This is a genomic window from Streptomyces sp. NPDC059718, from assembly GCF_042733315.1.
Classification (GTDB): domain Bacteria; phylum Actinomycetota; class Actinomycetes; order Streptomycetales; family Streptomycetaceae; genus Actinacidiphila.
Genome location: NZ_JBHWGA010000058.1, coordinates 22,767 through 43,064 on the forward strand (window position 1 = coordinate 22,767; position 20,298 = coordinate 43,064).

The 20,298-nt window shown below is 73.1% G+C and carries 16 protein-coding genes and 1 pseudogene; 5 read left to right on the top strand and 12 right to left on the bottom strand.

Features of this window, described 5'->3' with window-relative positions:
- Positions 1–37 precede the first annotated feature (37 nt).
- The 4 genes from ACFV3E_RS40065 to bldG form a co-directional block, all read right to left on the bottom strand.
- Positions 38–604, bottom strand: coding sequence for a small secreted protein (locus ACFV3E_RS40065; protein WP_500540477.1), 567 nt, complete (start codon positions 602–604; stop codon positions 38–40).
- A 173-nt stretch (positions 605–777) separates the two neighbouring features.
- The gene (locus tag ACFV3E_RS40070) at positions 778–3,201 is read right to left on the bottom strand and encodes a sodium-translocating pyrophosphatase (RefSeq protein ID WP_500540479.1); all 2,424 of its coding nucleotides are present in this window, start codon (positions 3,199–3,201) and stop codon (positions 778–780) included.
- 310 nt (positions 3,202–3,511) lie between these two features.
- Complete coding sequence (locus tag ACFV3E_RS40075; protein ID WP_500540481.1) at positions 3,512–4,006, bottom strand: ATP-binding protein; 495 nt, start codon at positions 4,004–4,006, stop codon at positions 3,512–3,514.
- A gap of 84 nt (positions 4,007–4,090) precedes the next feature.
- On the bottom strand, positions 4,091–4,432 hold the full coding sequence (bldG, locus tag ACFV3E_RS40080) for an anti-sigma factor antagonist BldG (RefSeq protein WP_500540483.1): 342 nt from the start codon (positions 4,430–4,432) through the stop codon (positions 4,091–4,093).
- 135 nt (positions 4,433–4,567) lie between these two features.
- Between bldG and ACFV3E_RS40085 the strand changes: the two genes are divergently transcribed.
- Positions 4,568–6,973, top strand: coding sequence for a DEAD/DEAH box helicase (locus ACFV3E_RS40085; RefSeq protein ID WP_500540485.1), 2,406 nt, complete (start codon positions 4,568–4,570; stop codon positions 6,971–6,973).
- Positions 6,974–7,008: 35 nt separating this feature from the next.
- Here the strand turns inward: ACFV3E_RS40085 and ACFV3E_RS40090 are convergent.
- The 7 genes and pseudogenes from ACFV3E_RS40090 to ssd form a co-directional block, all read right to left on the bottom strand.
- Positions 7,009–7,221: pseudogene (locus ACFV3E_RS40090) on the bottom strand (Rv3654c family TadE-like protein); the annotation flags it as partial.
- 68 nt (positions 7,222–7,289) lie between these two features.
- Positions 7,290–7,637, bottom strand: coding sequence for a TadE family type IV pilus minor pilin (locus ACFV3E_RS40095; protein WP_500540487.1), 348 nt, complete (start codon positions 7,635–7,637; stop codon positions 7,290–7,292).
- Positions 7,624–7,812, bottom strand: coding sequence for a DUF4244 domain-containing protein (locus ACFV3E_RS40100; RefSeq protein WP_499513071.1), 189 nt, complete (start codon positions 7,810–7,812; stop codon positions 7,624–7,626). Before ACFV3E_RS40100 ends, ACFV3E_RS40095 begins: the two co-directional genes overlap by 14 nt.
- A 20-nt stretch (positions 7,813–7,832) precedes the next feature.
- On the bottom strand, positions 7,833–8,609 hold the full coding sequence (locus ACFV3E_RS40105) for a type II secretion system F family protein (protein ID WP_500540489.1): 777 nt from the start codon (positions 8,607–8,609) through the stop codon (positions 7,833–7,835).
- Entirely contained in the window at positions 8,606–9,514 is a 909-nt protein-coding gene (locus ACFV3E_RS40110) for a type II secretion system F family protein (RefSeq protein ID WP_500540491.1), read from the bottom strand. The genes ACFV3E_RS40105 and ACFV3E_RS40110 overlap by 4 nt, the downstream gene beginning before the upstream one ends.
- Positions 9,511–10,665, bottom strand: a complete 1,155-nt coding sequence (locus tag ACFV3E_RS40115) for a TadA family conjugal transfer-associated ATPase (protein ID WP_500367704.1) — start codon at positions 10,663–10,665, stop codon at positions 9,511–9,513. Before ACFV3E_RS40115 ends, ACFV3E_RS40110 begins: the two co-directional genes overlap by 4 nt.
- Positions 10,662–11,768, bottom strand: coding sequence for a septum site-determining protein Ssd (gene ssd, locus ACFV3E_RS40120; protein ID WP_500540493.1), 1,107 nt, complete (start codon positions 11,766–11,768; stop codon positions 10,662–10,664). The genes ACFV3E_RS40115 and ssd overlap by 4 nt, the downstream gene beginning before the upstream one ends.
- Before the next feature lie 541 nt (positions 11,769–12,309).
- Here ssd and ACFV3E_RS40125 point away from each other — a divergent pair.
- Positions 12,310–13,140 carry an HAD family hydrolase gene (locus tag ACFV3E_RS40125; RefSeq protein WP_500540495.1) on the top strand — a complete coding sequence of 277 codons (831 nt, stop codon included), beginning with the start codon at positions 12,310–12,312 and terminating at the stop codon, positions 13,138–13,140.
- Positions 13,141–13,518: 378 nt separating this feature from the next.
- On the opposite strand, the gene ACFV3E_RS40130 is transcribed toward ACFV3E_RS40125, so the two are convergent.
- Positions 13,519–14,349 (bottom strand): Fic family protein, encoded by an 831-nt coding sequence (locus ACFV3E_RS40130; protein WP_500367709.1) that lies wholly within the window; start codon positions 14,347–14,349, stop codon positions 13,519–13,521.
- Between the two features lie 179 nt (positions 14,350–14,528).
- Here ACFV3E_RS40130 and ACFV3E_RS40135 point away from each other — a divergent pair, with 179 nt between their 5' ends.
- From ACFV3E_RS40135 to acs, 3 genes are all read left to right on the top strand, one after another.
- Positions 14,529–15,509 carry an ATP-binding protein gene (locus ACFV3E_RS40135; protein ID WP_500540497.1) on the top strand — a complete coding sequence of 327 codons (981 nt, stop codon included), beginning with the start codon at positions 14,529–14,531 and terminating at the stop codon, positions 15,507–15,509.
- A 197-nt stretch (positions 15,510–15,706) separates the two neighbouring features.
- A complete protein-coding gene (locus ACFV3E_RS40140) occupies positions 15,707–18,001 on the top strand; it encodes a SulP family inorganic anion transporter (protein WP_500540499.1) in 2,295 nt (764 codons plus the stop codon).
- Between the two features lie 149 nt (positions 18,002–18,150).
- On the top strand, positions 18,151–20,154 hold the full coding sequence (acs, locus tag ACFV3E_RS40145; protein ID WP_500540501.1) for an acetate--CoA ligase: 2,004 nt from the start codon (positions 18,151–18,153) through the stop codon (positions 20,152–20,154).
- The last annotated feature ends 144 nt before the right edge of the window (positions 20,155–20,298 follow it).

Here is a 20,298-nt window from a genome sequence, read left to right on the forward strand (position 1 = left end):
ACGGGGCGCCCGGCGGGCCCCACCCGCCCTCGGACGGTCAGGACTTCGAGGGCTTCGCGCCGGAGTCCTGGCAGCCGGGCTGCTTCGCCATGGCCTGGCCGACCTCGCCCTGGCGCAGCGTGTCGAGCGCCTGCTCGCCGCTCTTGCTCACCTTGGCCAGGTTGTCGGAGACGCTCTTCAGCCCGTCGGCGAACTTCGCCTGGTCGGAGACGGGCAGCGCGTCGACCTGCTTGCGCAGGTTCGCGTAGGCGGTGGACAGCGAGTTGAGGTCGTTGACCGCGTCCTGCTTGAGCTTCGTGCCGTCGTCGACCGGCGGGTCGCCGGCCTTGCCGACGATCCCGGCGAGCGCCTTGTAGGCCTCCGAGATCTGCCCGAACGCCGTGGAGTCGGCACTCCGGACTTCCTGCGGCTTGGCGTTGCTCGGGGTGTTGCTGATGTGGGTGTTCGCGTCGTTGATCTTCTTGACCTGGGCGGAGGCCTGGTCGCAGACCGTCTTCGCCCAGGCGTCGAGCTTTTCGTTACCGCCGTCGCCGCATCCCGACAGCGACCCCGTCGCGAGGATCACAGCCGTGACGGACAGCGCAGCCGCGAGTTTGGTGTTCACGGCCCCGGAACCTACACGGCTCCTGTCCGCGGGCCACATCGCTTCCACTCGATGCGCCCACTATTGCCCCTTATGAACCAAGAAGAGGGTGATGCATCTGACGTGCACGCAGGCGGCGGGCGCCACCCCGGAGGATGACGCCCGCCGCCGTATCAAGATGAGCTCACACTACGTCAGACCGTGGCCGTCGCGTTCGGGTCGGCTGATCGCTTCGTGGTCTCGGCGTCGTCGTGGCCGGCGTCGGCGCCCTCGTCGTCCCCGACCGCGATGCCGCGACGCTTGGAGATGTAGACGGCACCCACGATGACCACCAGGGACACCGCGGCGACGCCGATCCGCACGCCGAGGTTGGCGTCGTCGCCGTAGGAGAACTGGACCACCGCCGGGGCGACCAGCAGCGCCACCAGGTTCATGACCTTCAGCAGCGGGTTGATGGCCGGGCCCGCGGTGTCCTTGAACGGGTCGCCCACGGTGTCGCCGATGACGGTCGCGGCGTGGGCCTCGCTGCCCTTGCCGCCGTGGTGGCCGTCCTCGACGAGCTTCTTGGCGTTGTCCCAGGCACCACCGGAGTTGGCGAGGAAGACCGCCATGAGCGTGCCCGCGCCGATGGCTCCGGCGAGGTACGAGCCCAGCGCTCCGATGCCGAGGGAGAAGCCGACGGCGATGGGGGCGAGTACGGCGAGCAGACCGGGGGTGGCCAGCTCGCGCAGCGCGTCCTTGGTGCAGATGTCCACGACGCGCCCGTACTCGGGCTTCTCGGTGTAGTCCATGATCCCGGGGTGCTCGCGGAACTGCCGGCGCACCTCGAAGACCACCGCACCCGCCGACCGGGACACGGCGTTGATGGCCAGTCCGGAGAAGAGGAAGACGACGGCCGCGCCGAGCAGCAGGCCGAACAGGTTGTTCGGCTGGGAGATGTCCAGGTCCAGCCACCTGAGGTCGGCGGCGGAGATGTTCGCCTCCCGCACCGCGGTGTCGACGGCCTCCTTGAAGGACCCGAACAGCGCGGTCGCCGCGAGCACGGCGGTCGCGATGGCGATGCCCTTGGTGATCGCCTTGGTGGTGTTGCCGACCGCGTCGAGGTCGGTGAGCACCTGGGCACCCTCGCCGTGGACGTCGCCGGACATCTCGGCGATGCCCTGGGCGTTGTCGGAGACCGGGCCGAAGGTGTCCATGGCCACGATCACGCCGACGGTGGTGAGCAGACCGGTGCCGGCCAGCGCCACCGCGAACAGGGCGAGCCAGATCGAGGCACCGCCCAGCAGGAAGGCGCCGTACACCGAGAGGCCGATGAGGACGGCCGAGTACACCGCGGACTCCAGGCCGACGGAGATGCCGGACAGGACGACGGTGGCGGGCCCGGTCAGCGACGTCTTGCCGATGTCCCGCACCGGGCGCCGGGTGGTCTCGGTGAAGTAGCCGGTGAGCTGCTGGATGAGCGCCGCCAGCACGATGCCGATGGCGACCGCGACCAGTGCGAGGATGCGCGGGTCACCACCGTGCGAGGCGATGTCGCCGGGCACGTTGGCCAGCCCCGCGTACGTCGAGGGCAGGTACGCGAACGCCGCGACGGCCACCATCGCCAGCGAGATCACCGCGGAGATGAAGAAGCCGCGGTTGATGGCGGTCATGCCGCTGCGGTCCTTGCGGCGGGGGGCCACCGCGAAGATGCCGACCATGGCGGTGAGCACGCCGATCGCCGGGATCAGCAGCGGGAAGGCCAGGCCGGAGTCGCCGAAGGCGACCTTGCCGAGGATGAGCGCGGCCACCAGGGTGACGGCGTACGACTCGAACAGGTCGGCCGCCATGCCGGCGCAGTCGCCGACGTTGTCGCCGACGTTGTCCGCGATGGTGGCGGCGTTGCGCGGGTCGTCCTCCGGGATGCCCTGCTCGACCTTGCCGACCAGGTCGGCGCCGACGTCCGCGGCCTTGGTGAAGATGCCGCCGCCGACACGCATGAACATCGCGAGCAGCGCGGCGCCGAAGCCGAAGCCCTCCAGCACCTTGGGCGCGTCGGCCTTGTAGACCAGCACGACGACGGAGGCGCCCAGCAGCCCCAGGCCCACGGTGCACATGCCGACCACGCCGCCGGTGCGGAAGGCGATCTTCATCGCGCGGTGCGAGACGGTCGTCAGGTCCGCCGAGGGCTCACCCGGCGCCGGGGTCGCGGCTCGTGCGGCTGCGGCCACGCGGACGTTGCTGCGCACCGCCAGCCACATGCCGATGTAGCCGGTGACCGCCGAGAAGCCGGCGCCCACCAGGAAGAACACGCTTCGGCCGATGCGCTGCGCCGTGGTGTCCGCGGGCAGCAGCATGAGCAGGAAGAACGCGACGACCGCGAAAACTCCCAGAGTGCGGAACTGCCGTGCGAGGTAGGCGTTTGCGCCTTCCTGCACGGCAGCCGCGATCTTCTTCATGCTGTCGGTGCCCTCGTCCGCACTGAGCACTTGACGTACCAGCACCACGGCGAGCACCAGGGCGGCCAGTGCCACCACGACGATGACGAGCACGAGATTGCGGTTGCCGTCGGTCAGTACGGGTGATGCGGCAAGCGGTTGGGCGATGTCCTGCAGGTGAGGGGTAAGTGGCCCCGCCATTCGTCCTCCTTGACGTTTGGCACGTGGGCGCGCGGCTCCGGCGACTTAGCAGCCACGACGCTCAGGCTTGTGAGCTGAGCAAAGATGGACGGATTGTAGGGAGCCGAACTAGATCAAAACAGGGCGCAGGAAGCGAAATTCGCCGCGGCCGGGGATATAGCAAAGGAGATCGCCCGCAGATATCACCGGAAAAGGTGAACAGTCACCGTGTAAGTGGATCAACCACCGGGTGAATCCGCGCACGCCGAGCTGACCTGCGGCAGAAGCGCGCAGGCAGCTCGGCAGGAGTGCGTGAAGGGGGGCTGGGCGGCTAGGAGAGCGCGGCCGGGTTCAGCGGCCAGCTCATCCGGATGACATCGCCGTACTCTCCCGAGAAGACCTCGACGTCGTCGACGAGGCCGCTGATGACGGCCAGACCCATCTGGCCCTCGTCCTCCGCCTCGGAGGAGTCGGACGAGGAGGGTGAGCCGTCGGGAAGCGGCTCGGAGTGCTCGGCGGGGCTGTCACCACGCGCCGAGGGCACACTGGCGGCGTCGGCGGGGCGTTCGTCCGCCTCGGGGGACTTGTCGCCGACCTCGATGGAGAACTTCTTCTCCTCCTCGGTCAGCACCACCCGCACCGGACGGTCCGCACCACTGCTGCGGTACAGCCCGACGGCCCGGCTGCACGCCTCACCGACGGCGAGCCGGACCTCGTCGAGGACGGCCTCGTCCACCCCTGCCCTGCGGGCTACCGCAGCCGCCACCAGTCGTGCGGTGCGGACGTGCTCCGGCAGTGCGCTGAAGAGCAGTTCTACGGTGGGCATGGCCTCCCCCTCGTGCCTGTGGGCGGGCAACACAGGGGCCCGGGCGTCGGCGTCGCCCGGAGCCCCTCGGTCCGGCGCCGAACGTCAGTCGGTCGCCGCGACGGCCTCGTCGACCGAGGTGTGGATGGGGAACACCTTGGTCAGGCCGATGATACGGAAAATCTTGAGAATGCGCTCCTGGTTGCACACCAGGCGCAGCGAGCCTTCATGCGCGCGAACCCGCTTGAGCCCGCCGACCAGCACGCCCAGCCCCGTCGAGTCCAGGAAGTCCACGCCTTCCATGTCCACGACCAGGTGGTAGCTACCGTCGTTCACGAGTTCCACCAGCTGCTCGCGCAGCTTGGGTGCGGTGTACACATCAATCTCGCCGCCGACCTCGACGACCGTACGGTCGCCGACGGTTCGAGTCGACAGGGACAGGTCCACGGATCCTCCAGCACCTTGCATCGAGCGGTCGCCCCCCATGGATCGGCAGCCGCGATGGCATTCAATCACTTACCAGCGGGCATGCACGACGCCTTACGGCGATTGTCCGTCATGCCAGTGACACACTGAGTGCCGATGGCTCAGGATCATCTTCCGCAGTCGGCGCACGGCCGCACCTCCCCCGTCGCCCTCCTGGAGCGGCTTGCCGCGGGGGCGGGCAGGGCCGCGCGCATCACCCATACGGAGCACTTGCCCCCACGGGCGGGTCGCCATGCCGATTGGCCTGATCAGATCCGCCCGGAGGTGATCGACGCGGTCCGCGCGTCCGGCATCGAGCGGCCGTGGGAGCACCAGGCACAGGTGGCCGCCCACGCCCTCGCCGGCACCTCCGCGGTGGTCGCCACGGGAACGGCCTCCGGCAAGTCCCTGGCGTACCTCGTGCCGGTCCTCAGCGCCCTCGTGGAGGGCTCCGAGGCGCCGAACGGCCGGGGCGCCACCGCGCTCTACCTGGCGCCCACCAAGGCCCTGGCGGCCGACCAGCGGCGTGCCGTGGCCGAACTCTCCGCCCCGCTGGGCAAGGCGGTGCGCGCCGCCGTCTACGACGGCGACACGCCCTTCGAGGAGCGCGAGTGGGTCCGCCAGTACGCGACCTATGTGCTCACCAACCCCGACATGCTCCATCTGGGTGTCCTCCCGGGTCATTCCCGGTGGTCCTCCTTCCTCCGGCAGCTGCGCTACGTCGTGATCGACGAGTGCCACACCTACCGGGGCGTCTTCGGCTCGCACGTCGCCCAGGTCATACGCAGGCTTCGGCGTGTCTGCGCCCGCTACGGGGCGGATCCCGTCTTCCTCCTCGCCTCCGCGACCGCCGCCGACCCCGGCGCCACGGCCACCCGGCTGACGGGCGTGCCCGTCGCCGAGGTCACCGAGGACGCCTCGCCGCGCGGCGAGGTCGCCTTCGCCCTGTGGGAGCCCCCGCTCACCGAGCTCAGCGGGGAGCACGGCGCCCCGGTGCGCCGCACGGCCACCGCCGAGGCCGCCGACCTGCTGACGGACCTGGTGCTCGACGGCACCCGCACGGTCGCCTTCGTGCGCTCCCGGCGGGCCGCCGAGCTGATCGCCGTCATCGCCCAGGAACGCCTCGCCGAGATCGACCGCCGGCTGACCCGGCGGGTCGCCGCCTACCGGGGCGGCTACCTGCCTCAGGAGCGCAGGGCCATCGAACGGGACCTGCACACCGGGCGGCTCCTCGGACTGGCCTCCACGACGGCCCTGGAGCTGGGTGTGGACGTCTCCGGGCTCGACGCCGTGCTCCTGGCCGGGTACCCGGGCACGAGGGCCTCCCTGTGGCAGCAGGCGGGCCGTGCGGGACGCTCGGGCCAGGGGGCGCTGGCGGTGCTGATCGCCCGCGACGACCCGCTGGACACCTACCTCGTGCACCACCCGGACGCGCTCTTCCGCCGCCCGGTCGAGTCGACCGTGCTGGACCCGGACAACCCGTACGTCCTCGCCCCGCACCTGTGCGCCGCCGCGGCCGAGCTGCCGCTGGGCGAGGAGGACCTGGCGCTCTTCGGGCCCGAGACCGCCGCGCTGCTGCCCCAGCTGGAGCGCCGCGGACTGCTGCGGCGCCGCACCGGCGGCTGGTACTGGACGCGGCGTGAGCGGGCCGCCGACCTCACCGACATCCGCGGCGAGGGCGGCAAGCCCGTCCAGGTCGTCGAGGCCGGGACCGGGCGCCTGCTCGGCACCGTCGACGCGGGCGCCGCGCACACCACCGTCCACGAGGGCGCGGTCCACCTGCACCAGGGCCGCACCTATCTCGTCCGGCACCTGGACCTGGAGGACTCCGTCGCGCTGGTGGAGCAGGCCGACCCGCCGTACTCGACGATGGCCCGCGACACCACGGCGATCTCCGTGCTCGACGAGGACCTGGTGGAGGAGTGGGGCGAGGCCCGCCTCCACTTCGGCTCCGTCGAGGTCACCCATCAGGTCGTCTCCTTCCTCCGTCGACGGCTGATCACCAACGAGGTGATGGGCGAGACCAAGCTGGACCTGCCGCCCCGCACCCTGCGCACCCGTGCCGTGTGGTGGACGGTCACCGACGATCAGCTCGACGCGGCGCGTATCCACCCCGAGGAGCTGCCCGGCGCCCTCCACGCCGCCGAGCACGCCTCCATCGGCCTCCTCCCGCTCTTCGCCACCTGCGACCGCTGGGACATCGGCGGGGTCTCCGTGCCGCTCCACCAGGACACCGGGCTGCCGACCGTCTTCGTGTACGACGGCCATCCCGGTGGCGCCGGCTTCGCGGAGCGGGCCTTCCGCACCGCCCGCGGCTGGCTCACCGCCACGCGCGAGGCGATCGCCTCCTGCGAGTGCGAGTTCGGCTGCCCCTCCTGCGTGCAGTCGCCCAAGTGCGGCAACGGCAACGACCCGCTGGACAAACAGGCCGCGGTACGCCTGCTCGACGTGCTCCTCGCGACGGAGGGCCCGTCGGAACCCGCCCCCGCCGTACCCGCGCCCGCCCCGGATCCGGAGTCCTGAGGCCCTGCCCGGGAGCGGACCCGGGCGGGCCCGACCGCGGCCGTGACGTCGGCGATCTCACCGCTGACGGCACAGCGGACCAGCCGGGCGTGCTGGGCGGCGGCCACCCGTCCGGCCACGGCGCAGGCCTCCACGCCGCCCCGCAGGGCGTGGTCTGCGGCGGCGAGCGCCGCGAGGTCCGCGGCGGCCCCCGCGCGATGCCGTGCCGCGACGGCGGCGCCGAAGGTCAGCACGGCGCAGGCGGCCATCGCCAGCAGCACTCCCAGGAGGGCCGTCCAGACCGTCGCGGAGCCCCGGTCGCCCCCTCGCCGGCGGCTCACGGCTCCTCCCCCGTTCCCTCCACGGCGGCGACCGCCTCACCGTGGAGGGTGAAGGACAGGGAACGGGCCTCGACCGTGACCCGGACCAGGTCGCCGCCCCGGCGGACCGAGACGGCGGCCCCGGCGGGAGCCGCCGTGCGGGCCGCCCGCAGCACCGCGCCGTCCGGCTCCTCGCGGGCCGCCGCACGGGCTCCGGCCCGTGCGGCGTCGACGCAGCGGATCTGCGCGGCAGCCGCGGCCAGCCCCCACAGCAGCAGCGCCGTGAGGAACACCAGCGACGGGATGACCACCGCCGCTTCCGCCGTGACGTAGCCGGCGTCACAGCGGCGCTCAGAACGCCACATCGAGGGCCCGCTTGATGAGCCCGCTGAGCGCGGAGCTGACCGCGCCCGAGGTGACCACCTTGTAGAGCACGGCCGCGAAACCGCAGGCAGCCAGCGTGCCCACGGCGTACTCGGCCGTGGTCATCCCGCCCTCGCCGGTGCGGCACCGGCGGCTCAGCTTCCTCAGACAACGCATGACTCGCATGGGATCCCCCTTCAGATCGTCGTGCCGGCGAGGATCGCCCCCGCCAGCCCCATCACCACCGGCGCGACCCCCACGAGGAGGAAGGCCGGCAGGAAGCACAGCCCCAGCGGGGCGGTGATCAGCACTCCGGCGCGGCGGGCCCGCGCCGCCCCGAAACGGGCGTGCTCGGCGCGGCAGCCGGCGGCGAGCCGCGCGATCTCCTCGACCGGCGGCACTCCCGTCGTGGTGGCGCGCTCCATGCACCGGGCGAGCTCCCGGCAGCCGAGCCGGTCCAGCCGGCCCCAGCACTGCGCGGGGTCGCCGCCCAGGCGGAGCTCGGCGGCGGCGCGGGTGAGCGCCTCGCCGAGCGGCCCTCCCAGGGACGGCCCGACGGCCTCGGCTGCCTCGCGGGGCCCGGCTCCGGCCGCGACACAGGCGGCCATCAGATCGGCCGCCAGCGGCAGCTGCCGCGCGGCCCGGGCCTGGTCCGCGGGCCCGGCGGGCCGGGGCCGCCGCTGCCGTCGGCGCAGCGCGTACGCGGCGCCGAGCCCGGCCGCCGCGCCGGGGACTCCGCCGACCAGGGCGAACGCACCCAGGGCGACCCCGGCGACCGGCGCCCATTCCCGGACGGAGGCCGTGCCCGGCCATCTGCGGCCGCGCCGGGCCGGTGGCGCTGTGCCCATGAGCAGCCGCAGCCTGCGCCGCGCGGCGCGCTCCCTCCGGGTGGCGGCGAGGACGCCCGCGACGCACAGGGCGGTGGCGGCGACGGCCACGACGATCCCCAGCCTGTGGACGGCGTCGCCACTCATGACCCTCCCTCCGCGGTCCGGACGATGCGCGCGGTCCAGGCGAGCCCGGCCCACTCCAGAAGCCCGCCGGCGACCAGGCAGCCCAGCCCCGCGGGTGTGCGCAGCAAGATGCCCAGCGGATCGGCGCCCAGCCCGGTGCCCAGGACCAGCCCGAAGACGGGCAGCAGGGCCAGCAGCGCGACGGTGGAGCGGGGTGCCGCCAGCTGGGCCCTCAGGTCCTCCCGCTGGTCGCCTTCGGCACGCAGGGCGGCCGCGATCCGGTCCAGGCCGTCGGCGAGCCCCGCGCCACCGTCCACCGCCACCTGCCAGCAGGCGGCGACACCGGACAGCCCCTCGGTGCCCTCCAGCCGGGCGGCCGACCGCAGCGCCGCGGGCACGTCACCGCCGAAACGGGCGGCCGCCAGCAACGGCAGCGCCGCGTCCGACAGGCCGGGGTGCTCCGGCCACCCCTCGCGGCCCAGCGCACCGGCCAGCGCGGCGGGCGGTGCCAGTCCTGCCCGCAGATCGCCGGCGACCGCCGCGCACAGCGCGCCCACCGCCAGGGCCCGCCGTTCCGCTTCGGCGCGCCGCTCCCGCCCGCGCAGCCACCGCCCGGCGAGCGGCACCGCGGCCGCCCCGAGCAGGACCGGCAGCACCGACCCGGCGGCCAGTCCCACGACCAACCCGCCCGGCAGGAAGAGCACTTCGCGGCCGAGGCGCCAGCCGTACCGCACCCGGAACGGCTCCAGCAGCCCACTGAGGCGGGTTTCGAGGCCGCCCGGCCCCAGGAGCCCACCGGCCACCCCGCGAGCCCCACAGGCGCCACTGAGCAACGTCCTTGCCCTACGCAGGACTTCATCCCCCGCGCATGCCACCCAGGCGGCGGTGCCCGCGCACAGGGTGGCGAGGAGCACCGCGGCGCTCATGACCGCCCCCTTGCGCAGAGCGCGGCCAACCGGTCCCATCCCGGGCCGCGTTCGCCACCGCACAGGGCCGGCACCGTGCCGACGATCCCGTCCGGCCCGCGCTCCAGGACGTGGATCTCGGCGACCCGGCGCCGCCCCGAGCGGTCCCGCACCAGATGCACCACCACCGACAGGGCGGCCGCCAACTGGCTGTGCAGCGCGGCCCGGTCCAGGCCCGCAACGGCGCCCAGAGCCTCCAGCCGGGCGGGCACATCGCCCGCGGCATTGGCGTGGACCGTCCCGCACCCGCCCTCGTGGCCGGTGTTGAGGGCGCCCAGCAGATCCAGGACCTCGGGCCCGCGCACCTCGCCGACCACCAGCCGGTCCGGCCGCATGCGCAGCGCCTGCCGTACGAGGTCCCGCAGGGTGACCAGCCCGGCGCCCTCCTGGTTGGCGGGCCGGGTCTCCAGCCGGACGACGTGCGGATGGCGCGGCCGCAGCTCGGCGGAGTCCTCGGCGAGGACGATGCGCTCGCCCGGCGGGACGAGGCCGAGCAGGCAGCTCAGCAGCGTGGTCTTGCCGGAGCCCGTGCCGCCGGAGACCACGTACGACAGGCGGGCGTCCAGCACCGCCCGCAGGAGGGCGGCCGTGCCGCCGTCCATGCTGCCCGCGGCCACCAGTTCGTCCAGGGTGAAGGCCCGGGTGCGGACGACCCGCAGGGACAGGCACGGGGCACCGACCACCACCGGTGGCAGCACCGCGTGCAGCCGGGTGCCGTCCGGCAGCCGGGCGTCGACCCAGGGCCGGGCGTCGTCCAGCCGTCGCCCGGCCGCGGAGGCGAGCCGCTGGGCGAGCCTGCGCACGGCCGCCGCGTCCGCGAACCGCACCTCGGTGCGCTCCAGTCCGGCGCCCCGGTCGGCCCACACCTCGTCCGGCCCGTTCACCAGGACATCGGTGACGTCCGGTTCGGCGAGCAGCCCCTCCAGGGGTCCGGCGCCGACCATCTCCGAGCGCAGCGCGGCCACCACGTCGAGCACTTCGGTGTCGCCCAGCAGCCGGCCCTGTGCCCGCAGCGCGGCGGCCACGCCGGCCGGGGTGGGCTCGTCACCGGAGGCGGCCAGCCGCAGCCGCACGGCGTCGAGCAGGGCGGGCGTCATGACGTCGGCGCTCATGCGGCCACGCTCCCGCCGGGCAGCGCCGCCGCGAGGAAGGCCGAGCAGAACCCGGCCAGTGGGCCCCGGCCGCTGCCGCCCGGTGCCTCGCCGCCGTCCAGGGCGGCGGGCAGGCCGGGCTCCGACGGCAGCTCGCCGGCGAGCGGGAGCCCGACCAGTTCGGCGAGCGCCTCGTCGGTGAGCCCCGAGCCGAAGGGGCCGCGGGCGACGACGCGCAGGTCCCGAAGCACCATGGCCATCCGGGACGCGACCCGGCCGGCGGCCGCGACCGCGCGCAGCTCGGCGGGGACGACCAGCAGCCCGACGTCGATCTGGGCGAGCGCCTCGGCCACCGCCTCGTCCATGCGGCGCGGCAGGTCGACGACCACCACCCCGCCGCGCCGCCGGGCGGCACCCATCACCGACCGCATGGCCTGCGGCGGGATGACGACGGTGTCGCCACGGTCCCAGCTGAGGACGCTCAGGGCGTGCGTGCGGGGCAGCGACTCCTCCAGCGCCCCGCTGTTGACGCGGCCCCGCGACTCGGCGAGGTCGGGCCAGCGCAGCCCGCCCACCCGTTCGGCCCCGAGCAGTACGTCCAGGCCGCCGCCGAGCGGATCGGCGTCGACGAGCAGCGTGCGGCGCCCGGAGCGGGCGGCCGTGACGGCCATCGCGCAGGCCAGGGTGCTGGCCCCCGCGCCGCCGCGGCCGCCCACGACGCCGATCGTCAGGGCCGGGTCGCCTGCGCCCTCCGCCACGTCGGCGATCCGGTCGACCAGCCAGGTCTCGGCGTCGGGCAGGAAGGCGACGTGCTCGGCGCCGACATCCACGGCGCGGCGCCACACGTCCGGATCGTCCAGATCCCGTCCGACCAGGAGCACGCCCCGGCGGCGGCGCGCCGTACCGGGCACGCGGCGGGTGTCCGCGGCGCCGACCAGCACCAGCGGCGCCCCCTCCCAGCTGCCCGGCGCCGGCGGGACCCCGAAGGCGACCTCCGGCTCCGCACCCGCAGCCGCACACAGGCGCAGCAGATCGTCCAGGAGGGCCCCGTCCTCGGTGACGATGAGCGGGCCGCCGCCAGGATCGTCCTTTCCGCGCGGCCATGCGGGTGCCCGCCCGGGCACCCGCCCGTCACGCGCTCCTTTTGTTTCACCGTTGAATGATTCGGCCACCTCGGCGTCCCCCTCGCTCGCTCCGGCCCGTCCCGTCGGTATCGGGCACATGCACCGCACACATCTCCGGCGCGGCATTTGCCGCCAGAGTCTCGCGAGTCGCCGAAACTTGATGATCTTGGTGGTAATCCGTGGATAACCAGTCCGTTGTGGATATCTCCACCACCCGCGCGAGTGGCTTCCCCGAGCAGCACAACGAATGCGATCCGTCACTCACCGTAATCAAATGAAGAAAAAGACCGGCCCCCCGCGGAAGCCGCGGGGGGCCGATCGCATGCCGGGCGCGTCCGGACTCATGGCCTGAATATGCCCCCGGACATGCGACGACCCCCGCCGGGGGGGAGAGCGGGGGTCGTCCCCACGGTCCGACTCGGGGGGGGAGGAGCCAGACCGGGTTAGCACGGTCGCGAACGATCCGTGACTTCCATGGTGTACCCGAAGGCCTTCTCAGGCAAACCCACGCGCAGGAGCTTACGCCGAATGGTGGGTCCCTATGCTCATCCTCGTGGAAAACCACCTGCCGCCGCGCACCGCCGCGTTCTTCGATCTCGACAAGACGGTGATCGCCAAGTCGAGCACCTTGGCGTTCAGCAGGCCGTTCTACCAAGGCGGCCTCATCAACCGCCGCGCCGTGCTGCGGACCGCGTACGCCCAGTTCGTGTATCTGCTCGGCGGCGCCGACCACGACCAGATGGAGGGGATGCGAAAGTACCTCTCCGACATGTGCCGTGGCTGGAATGTGCAGCAGGTGCGGGAGATCGTGGCCGAGACCCTCCACGACCTCATCGACCCGATCATCTACGACGAGGCCGCCTCCCTCATCGAGGAGCACCACCTGGCCGGCCGCGACGTCGTCATCGTCAGCGCCTCGGGCGCCGAGGTCGTGGAGCCCATCGGCGAGATGCTCGGCGCCGACCACGTCATCGCCACCCGCATGGCGGTCCGGGACGGCTGCTACACCGGCCGGATCGAGCACTACGTCTACGGACCGGCCAAGGCGCGGGCCATCACCGAGCTCGCCGCCGTCGAGGGCTACGACCTCAAGCGCTGCTTCGCCTACAGCGACTCGGTGACCGACGTCCCGATGCTCGAGTCGGTGGGCCACCCGTACGCGGTCAACCCCGACCGCGGGCTGCGCCGGGAGGCGGCGTCACGCGAATGGCCGGTGCTCACCTTCAGCCGTCCGGTCCGGCTGCACCAGCGCGTGCCCGCGCTGACGATGCCCTCGGGGCCCGTCCTCGCACTGGCCGCGGTCGGCGCGGCCGCCGCCACGGCGGGACTCGTCTGGTACGCGGCCCGCCGGCGCAGGCCCGCACTGTCCTGATACGCACCTGTGCGCGCCCTTCGGGGAGATCCTGCTGATCAGACCCCGTATGCAAAGAACTGCGGCGAGGGGTTCCAGTTCTCCCGAAGGTGCAGTAGAAAGGTTGTACGGCCCGCGTGACCACGGACTTCCGCGAGGAACCCCGTCGAATCAGGCCCCACGGACCGAGCACGACAGCTGGGAACCCACGCGACGCAGACCCGCTGACCGGGCCGGCCGCACCAGGTGACGGGCAAAGCTCCCGACCTGATGGGCGAATACCGTGCACGCCTGGTAACCCGACGGTCGTGCCAGCGGCGGCACCCACGCGGTGCCGCCGCAACCTCGTGCGCGTGGACCTCGTACGCGTGGACCTCGTGGCCCGCGCCCCGGGCGTCCCTACGCGGCGCCGCGCTGCAGGGCCTCGCAGACCGCCACGCTCTCCCGTACGCCCAGGCCCACGGCCTTCCCGCAGTGCGAGATCCAGGCCGCCATGCCCTCGGGCGTGCCGGAGACGTAGCCCCGCAGCGCCTTCAGGTACTCCGCGCGCCCGAGTTCGGCGTGGCCGACCTCGGCCGGGCAGATGGACTTGGGGTCCAGACCGCTCCCGACGAGGACGACGCGCTGCGCGGCCCGCGCCACGATGCCGTTGTACGAGCCGAACGGCCGCAGGCACAGCAGCTCGCCGTGCACGACCGCGGCGACGACCAGCGCCGGCGCCTCGCTGCCGGACAGCAGGAGGTCGGCGAGTCCGTCGAGCCGCGCGACGACCTCCGCGGGTTCGGGCAGCGGGAACTCGGCGACGTCCAGGAGCGGCTCCTCGACCTTCTCGCCGGCCTGCCGCGGCCGGCCGACCGTCTCGTCCGGTGAGGTGCCACCGGCCGCGACCAGGTGCAGCCTTGCCAGCGCCTGCAGCGGCGACTGCCGCCAGACGGAGAGCAACTGGCCGGACTCGGCGGTGAGCCGCAGCGCGGCGCCCACCGCGCGCGACTCGTCGTCGGAGGAGAAGTCGCTGCGCCTGCGCACCTCTTCCAGCGCCCAGTCGGCACCGGCGAGCGCCGCGGAACCGCGGGCGCCGCGCAGCGCCGCCTCCGAGGACACCTCGTCGGAGCGGCGGCGCATCACCCGGTGGCCGTAGACCTGGTCCACGGCCTTCCGTACGGAGTCCACCGACTCGGCGACACCGGGGAGCGAACCGAGGACGGCGAGCGGATCAGCTGTCGTACCCATAGCCACGACCCTACGCACCCCCGGCCGCGCCCCGGTGGGCGAGTGGGCATCGTCACGCGGGCCGGCACCCCCGCGCCGTGCCGGACGGAGGGGCCGCGCGGGACCGGGATCTCCACCGACGGGTGAACTCCCGCGGCGGAAACCGCGGGAGACGCGTCCCGTCACTACGCTTAACGAACATGAAGATCGCTTTCGTCGGAAAGGGCGGCAGCGGCAAGACCACGCTGTCCTCCCTCTTCATCCGCCACTTGGCCGCCGCCCGCGTCCCCGTCGTCGCCGTCGACGCCGACATCAACCAGCACCTCGGCCCGGCGCTCGGCCTCGACGAGGAGGAGGCCGCCGCCCTTCCGGCGATGGGCGCCCACCTCCCGGAGATCAAGGAGTACCTGCGCGGCGCCAACCCGCGGATCGCGTCCGCCGAGACGATGATCAAGACCACACCGCCCGGCGAGGGCTCGCGCCTGCTGCGGATCGGCGAGGACAACCCGGTCTACGCCGCCTGCGCCCGGCCCGTCGCCCTCGACGGCGGCGAGGCGCGGCTGATGGTCACCGGCCCCTTCGCCGAGTCCGACCTGGGGGTGGCCTGCTACCACTCGAAGGTCGGGGCGGTGGAGCTGTTCCTCAACCATCTGGTCGACGGCCGCGGCGAGTACGTCGTCGTCGACATGACGGCCGGCAGCGACTCCTTCGCCTCCGGCATGTTCACCCGCTTCGACATGACCTTCCTGGTCGCCGAGCCGACCCGGAAGGGCGTGGCGGTCTACCGCCAGTACAAGGAGTACGCCCGGGACTTCGGGGTCACCCTGCACGTCGTCGGCAACAAGGTGCAGGGCCCGGACGACGTGGACTTCCTGCGCTCGCAGGTGGGCGACGACCTGCTGGTCACCGCCCAGCACTCGGACTGGGTCCGCGCCATGGAGAAGGGCCGCCCACCGCGCTTCGGGGAGCTGGAGGAGTCCAACCGCGCCGCGTTGCGGTCGATGCGCGACGCCGTGGACGCCACGTACGAGCGGCGGGACTGGGAGCGCTACACCCGCCAGATGGTCCACTTCCACCTCAAGAACGCGGAGAGCTGGGGCAACGCGCGGACGGGCGCGGACCTCGCCTCCCAGGTCGATCCGGGCTTCGTCCTGGGCGAACGGTTCACCCTCACCGGGTAATCGTTCGCCCGTTCGGGCGAATCCTCATCCACGGGCCCTTTGTCTGCATTACTCTCCATTTACCGACTCTTGAGAGTAATCAAGCAATCACATTCCGTGACTTTCAAGGCCGAGAGCACCCGCCGCACCAGCCGTGACCACGACCGCGTACGCGCACCAGCCGGACGCAGCCGCGCCGCCCCGGAGGAGACGGGAACATGCAGCCCACGCCAGAACCACAGATGCAGCAGTCGCAGGTCCCACCGCAGGACCTGCCACCGCCACCGCCCCGCGCCGACGACGGGACCGCCGCCTGGCGGCACGATCTGTCGGCCTCGATCACCGTCTTCCTGATCGCCGTCCCGCTGTCGCTGGGCATCGCCCTGGCCACCGGCGCCCCGCTGCAGTCGGGGCTGATCGCCGCCGCGGCCGGCGGCATCGTCGCGGGACTGATGGGCGGTGCGCCGCTCCAGGTCAGCGGAGCCGCCACCAGCCTGGTGGTGGTCACCGCCGAACTCGTCCAGCGCTACGGCTGGCGCACCACGTGCGCCATCACGGCGCTGGCCGGGCTCACCCAACTCGCCCTGGGCGCCCTGCGGGTGGCCCGGGCCGCACTCGCCGTCAGCCCCGCGATCGTGCACGGCATGCTGGCGGGCATCGGCGCCGCCATCGCGCTCGCCCAGCTCCATGTCGTGCTCGGCGCACGCCCGGACAGCTCGGCGCTCACCAACCTGGCCGCCCTGCCGCAGCAGTTGTCGTCCCCGCATCCGGGAGCGCTGCTGATCGCGGCGGTGACGGTGACCGTGCTGGTCGGCTGGCCGCGCCTGCCCGGGCGGGCCGGCAAGGCGCTGCGCACGGTCCCCGCACCGCTCGCCGCCATCGCGGCGGCGACCGCCGTCGGCGTGCCCATCGTGGTGCCGCGGGTCGACCTGCCCGCCTGGCACGCGGTGGCCCTCCCCGGGCTGCCGCACGGGCCGGTGCTCGGCATCGCCGCCGCCGTCCTGACCGTCACCCTGGTCGCGAGCATGGAGTCGCTGCTGTCGGCGGTGGCGATCGACAAGCTGCGCTCCGGGCGCGGGAAGCCCGGGGACACCGTCCCGGCCCGTCTCAACCGCGAGCTGCTCGGGCAGGGCGCGTCCAACGTCGTCTCGGGCCTGCTCGGCGGACTGCCGGTGGCCGGCGGCGCGATCCGCGGCTCGGCGAACGTGGCCGCGGGCGCACGGACGCGCCGGGCCACGGCACTGCACGGGGTGTGGGTGCTGCTGTGCGCCGGACTGCTGGCCGGGCTGCTGGAGCACATCCCGCTCGCCGCCCTCGCCGCCCTGGTCATGGTGGTCGGGCTGAAGATGCTGAGCTTCGCGCACATCAAGCACGTGCAGCGGCACCGGGAGTTCCCGGTCTACGCGGCGACGCTCGGCGCGGTGCTGCTGCTCGGCGTGCTGGAGGGGGTCCTGACCGGCATCGCCGTGGCCGTCTTCCTGTCGCTGCGCCGGCTGACGCACACCCGGATCACGGTGGCGGAGGAGTCCGGCGTCCACCAGGTGCACGTACGCGGGCAGTTGACCTTCCTCGCGGTGCCCCGGCTGACCCGGGCACTGGCGGAGGTGCCGGACGGCGCCAGCGCCGTGATCACCCTGGACGGCTCCTTCATGGACCACGCGGCGTACGAGTCGCTGCAGCACTGGTGCGAGGGTCACCGGGCGCGTGGCGGCTGGGCGACCCTCACGGGCCGGTCGGGCACGCCGATCACGGTCCCGTCGAGCGCGCACGCCTGCCGCCCCTGGACGCCGTGGCGCAACCACCACTGCACCAAACCGGGTACGGAGGCGGGTGCCGCCGGGCAGCTGGTGGGCGGGCTCAGCGCCTTCCAGCGCAACACGGCGCCGCTGGTCAGGGACGAGCTGGCGCGGCTCGCCCGCGAGGGGCAGCGGCCCACCCAGCTCTTCCTCACCTGCGCCGACTCGCGCCTGGTCACCAGCATGATCACCTCGAGCGGACCCGGTGACCTGTTCACCGTACGCAACGTGGGCAACCTGATGCCGCCGCCCGGCGGCGACGCCTCCTGCGACTCGGTGGGCGCCGCCATCGAGTACGCGGTGGAGGTGCTGAAGGTCGGCAGCATCACCGTGTGCGGGCACTCCGGGTGCGGTGCCATGCAGGCGCTGCTGGGCGGGGCGGGCCACGAGCCGGGGGCGCAGACCCCGCTGGCCCGCTGGCTCCGGCACGGCCGCCCGAGCCTCGCCCGGATGGAGCGGACCGGCCGGCCCGGACGCGGCGAGGTCGCCCTCGCCGACCGCCCGGTGGCCGACGACCTCGAACGGCTCTGCCTCGTCAACGTGGTGCAGCAGCTGGACCACCTGATGGCCCATGCCTGCGTCGCCCGCCGGGTGGCCGAGGGATCGCTCCAGCTGCACGGCATGTACTTCCACGTCGCCGAGGCCCAGGCCTACGTCCTCGACCCCGGGACCGGCACGTTCGCCGCCGTACGGCCGGAGGTGCTCGACACCGTCTGAGCGGGCCGCCCGCACCGGGCGGCCCGCGCGTCCCGGCCCGCCGCGCACCTGCCGGCGGGCCGGACCCGTGTGCGGGTGCTCCACCATGACAGGTCTAAACCAATTTTTGGCGCGAGCCCTTGTCATCCCGCCCCTCCGGCTGGTGAGCTATGGCCTGGGACACAAAAGGACACCCTGCGAAGGAGCACGGCGTGAGCAACGAGAGCCTGGCCAACCTTTTGAAGGAGGAGCGCCGGTTCGCTCCGCCCGCTGAGCTGGCGGCCGGTGCCAATGTGACCGCGGAGGCCTACCAGCAGGCCGGTGACGACCGACTGGGCTTCTGGGCGGCGCAGGCCCGCCGGCTGACCTGGGCGAAGGAGCCGACCGAGACCCTGGACTGGTCCAACCCGCCGTTCGCGAAGTGGTTCGCCGACGGCACCCTGAACGTCGCCTACAACTGCGTCGACCGGCACGTCGAGGCCGGAAACGGCGACCGGGTGGCGCTCCATTTCGAGGGCGAGCCCGGTGACGGCCGGGCCATCACCTACGCCGAGCTCAAGGACGAGGTGAGCCGCGCCGCGAACGCCCTGACCGAGCTGGGCGTGACGGCCGGCGACCGGGTCGCGATCTACATGCCCATGATCCCCGAGACCGTCGTGGCGATGCTGGCCTGCGCCCGCGTCGGCGCCGCGCACTCGGTGGTCTTCGGCGGCTTCTCGGCCGACGCGCTGGCCGCCCGCATCGCCGACGCCGACGCCAAGCTGGTCATCACCGCCGACGGCGGCTACCGCCGCGGCAAGCCGTCCGCGCTGAAGCCCGCCGTGGACGACGCGGTCGCCCGCTCCGCAAGCGTGGGGAAGGTGCTCGTCGTGCGCCGCACCGGCCAGGAGGTCGCCTGGACCGAGGGCCGCGACGTGTGGTGGCACGAGATCGTCGAGCGGCAGTCCGCGGAGCACACCCCGGAGGCCTTCGAGGCCGAGCACCCGCTCTTCATCCTCTACACCTCCGGCACCACCGGTAAGCCCAAGGGCATCCTGCACACCTCGGGCGGCTACCTGACGCAGGCCGCCTACACCCACCACGCGGTCTTCGACCTGAAGCCGGAGACCGACGTCTACTGGTGCACCGCCGACGTCGGCTGGGTCACCGGCCACTCGTACATCGTCTACGGCCCGCTGGCCAACGGCGCCACCCAGGTGCTGTACGAGGGCACCCCGGACACCCCGCACCAGGGCCGCTTCTGGGAGATCGTCCAGAAGTACGGGGTCACGATCCTCTACACCGCCCCCACGGCGATCCGCACCTTCATGAAGTGGGGCGACGACATCCCCGCCAAGTTCGACCTGTCCTCGCTGCGCGTCCTGGGCAGCGTCGGCGAGCCGATCAACCCCGAGGCGTGGATCTGGTACCGCGAGCACATCGGCGGCGGCCGCTGCCCGATCGTGGACACCTGGTGGCAGACCGAGACCGGCGCCATGATGATCTCCCCGCTGCCCGGCGTGACGGAGACCAAGCCCGGGTCCGCGCAGCGTGCGCTGCCCGGCATCTCCGCCACCGTCGTGGACGACGAGGCCAACGAGGTGCCCAACGGCTCCGGCGGCTACCTCGTCCTCACCGAGCCGTGGCCGTCGATGCTCCGCACCATCTGGGGAGACGACCAGCGCTACCTCGACACCTACTGGTCCCGCTTCGAGGGCCGCTACTTCGCCGGCGACGGCGCCAAGAAGGACGAGGACGGCGACATCTGGCTGCTCGGCCGGGTGGACGACGTCATGCTCGTCTCGGGCCACAACATCTCCACCACCGAGGTCGAGTCGGCCCTCGTCTCGCACCCGAAGGTCGCCGAGGCGGCCGTGGTCGGCGCCACCGACGCCACCACCGGCCAGGCCATCGTCGCCTTCGTGATCCTGCGCGGCACCGCCGCGGCGGAGGACGGCGACGAGCTGATCGCCGAGCTGCGCGACCACGTCGCCAAGACGCTCGGCCCGATCGCCAAGCCGAAGCGGATCCTGACGGTGGCCGAGCTGCCGAAGACCCGTTCCGGCAAGATCATGCGGCGTCTGCTGCGCGACGTCGCCGAGAACCGGGAGCTGGGGGACGTCACCACCCTGACGGACTCCACGGTCATGGACCTCATCCAGACGAAGCTCCCGAGCGCCGCGAGCGAGGACTGACCGGTCTCCGTCACCGCACCGAAGAGGCCCCTGCGGGGGCCTCTTCGCCGTTCCCCAGGGGCGCGGGGGCCCTGCGACGCCCGGCGATTGTCCGTAATGTGAAAAACGCCGGAGGCTCCGGCGCCGACCCGATAAGCTGCCGGG

What these genes read in the sequence shown, in the direction of transcription:
- ACFV3E_RS40075 (WP_500540481.1), bottom strand. Translation starts at nt 4,006, where the DNA reads ATGCCCACCGTAGAACTGCTCTTCAGCGCACTGCCGGAGCACGTCCGC.
- ACFV3E_RS40115 (WP_500367704.1), bottom strand. Translation starts at nt 10,665, where the DNA reads ATGAGCGCCGACGTCATGACGCCCGCCCTGCTCGACGCCGTGCGGCTG.
- ACFV3E_RS40125 (WP_500540495.1), top strand. Translation starts at nt 12,310, where the DNA reads ATGCTCATCCTCGTGGAAAACCACCTGCCGCCGCGCACCGCCGCGTTC.
- ACFV3E_RS40135 (WP_500540497.1), top strand. Translation starts at nt 14,529, where the DNA reads ATGAAGATCGCTTTCGTCGGAAAGGGCGGCAGCGGCAAGACCACGCTG.
- ACFV3E_RS40095 (WP_500540487.1), bottom strand. Translation starts at nt 7,637, where the DNA reads ATGTGGCGTTCTGAGCGCCGCTGTGACGCCGGCTACGTCACGGCGGAA.
- acs (WP_500540501.1), top strand. Translation starts at nt 18,151, where the DNA reads ATGGCCTGGGACACAAAAGGACACCCTGCGAAGGAGCACGGCGTGAGC.
- ACFV3E_RS40140 (WP_500540499.1), top strand. Translation starts at nt 15,707, where the DNA reads ATGCAGCCCACGCCAGAACCACAGATGCAGCAGTCGCAGGTCCCACCG.
- ACFV3E_RS40105 (WP_500540489.1), bottom strand. Translation starts at nt 8,609, where the DNA reads ATGAGTGGCGACGCCGTCCACAGGCTGGGGATCGTCGTGGCCGTCGCC.
- ACFV3E_RS40070 (WP_500540479.1), bottom strand. Translation starts at nt 3,201, where the DNA reads ATGGCGGGGCCACTTACCCCTCACCTGCAGGACATCGCCCAACCGCTT.
- ACFV3E_RS40085 (WP_500540485.1), top strand. Translation starts at nt 4,568, where the DNA reads ATGGCTCAGGATCATCTTCCGCAGTCGGCGCACGGCCGCACCTCCCCC.
- ACFV3E_RS40100 (WP_499513071.1), bottom strand. Translation starts at nt 7,812, where the DNA reads ATGCGTTGTCTGAGGAAGCTGAGCCGCCGGTGCCGCACCGGCGAGGGC.
- ACFV3E_RS40110 (WP_500540491.1), bottom strand. Translation starts at nt 9,514, where the DNA reads ATGAGCGCCGCGGTGCTCCTCGCCACCCTGTGCGCGGGCACCGCCGCC.
- ACFV3E_RS40130 (WP_500367709.1), bottom strand. Translation starts at nt 14,349, where the DNA reads ATGGGTACGACAGCTGATCCGCTCGCCGTCCTCGGTTCGCTCCCCGGT.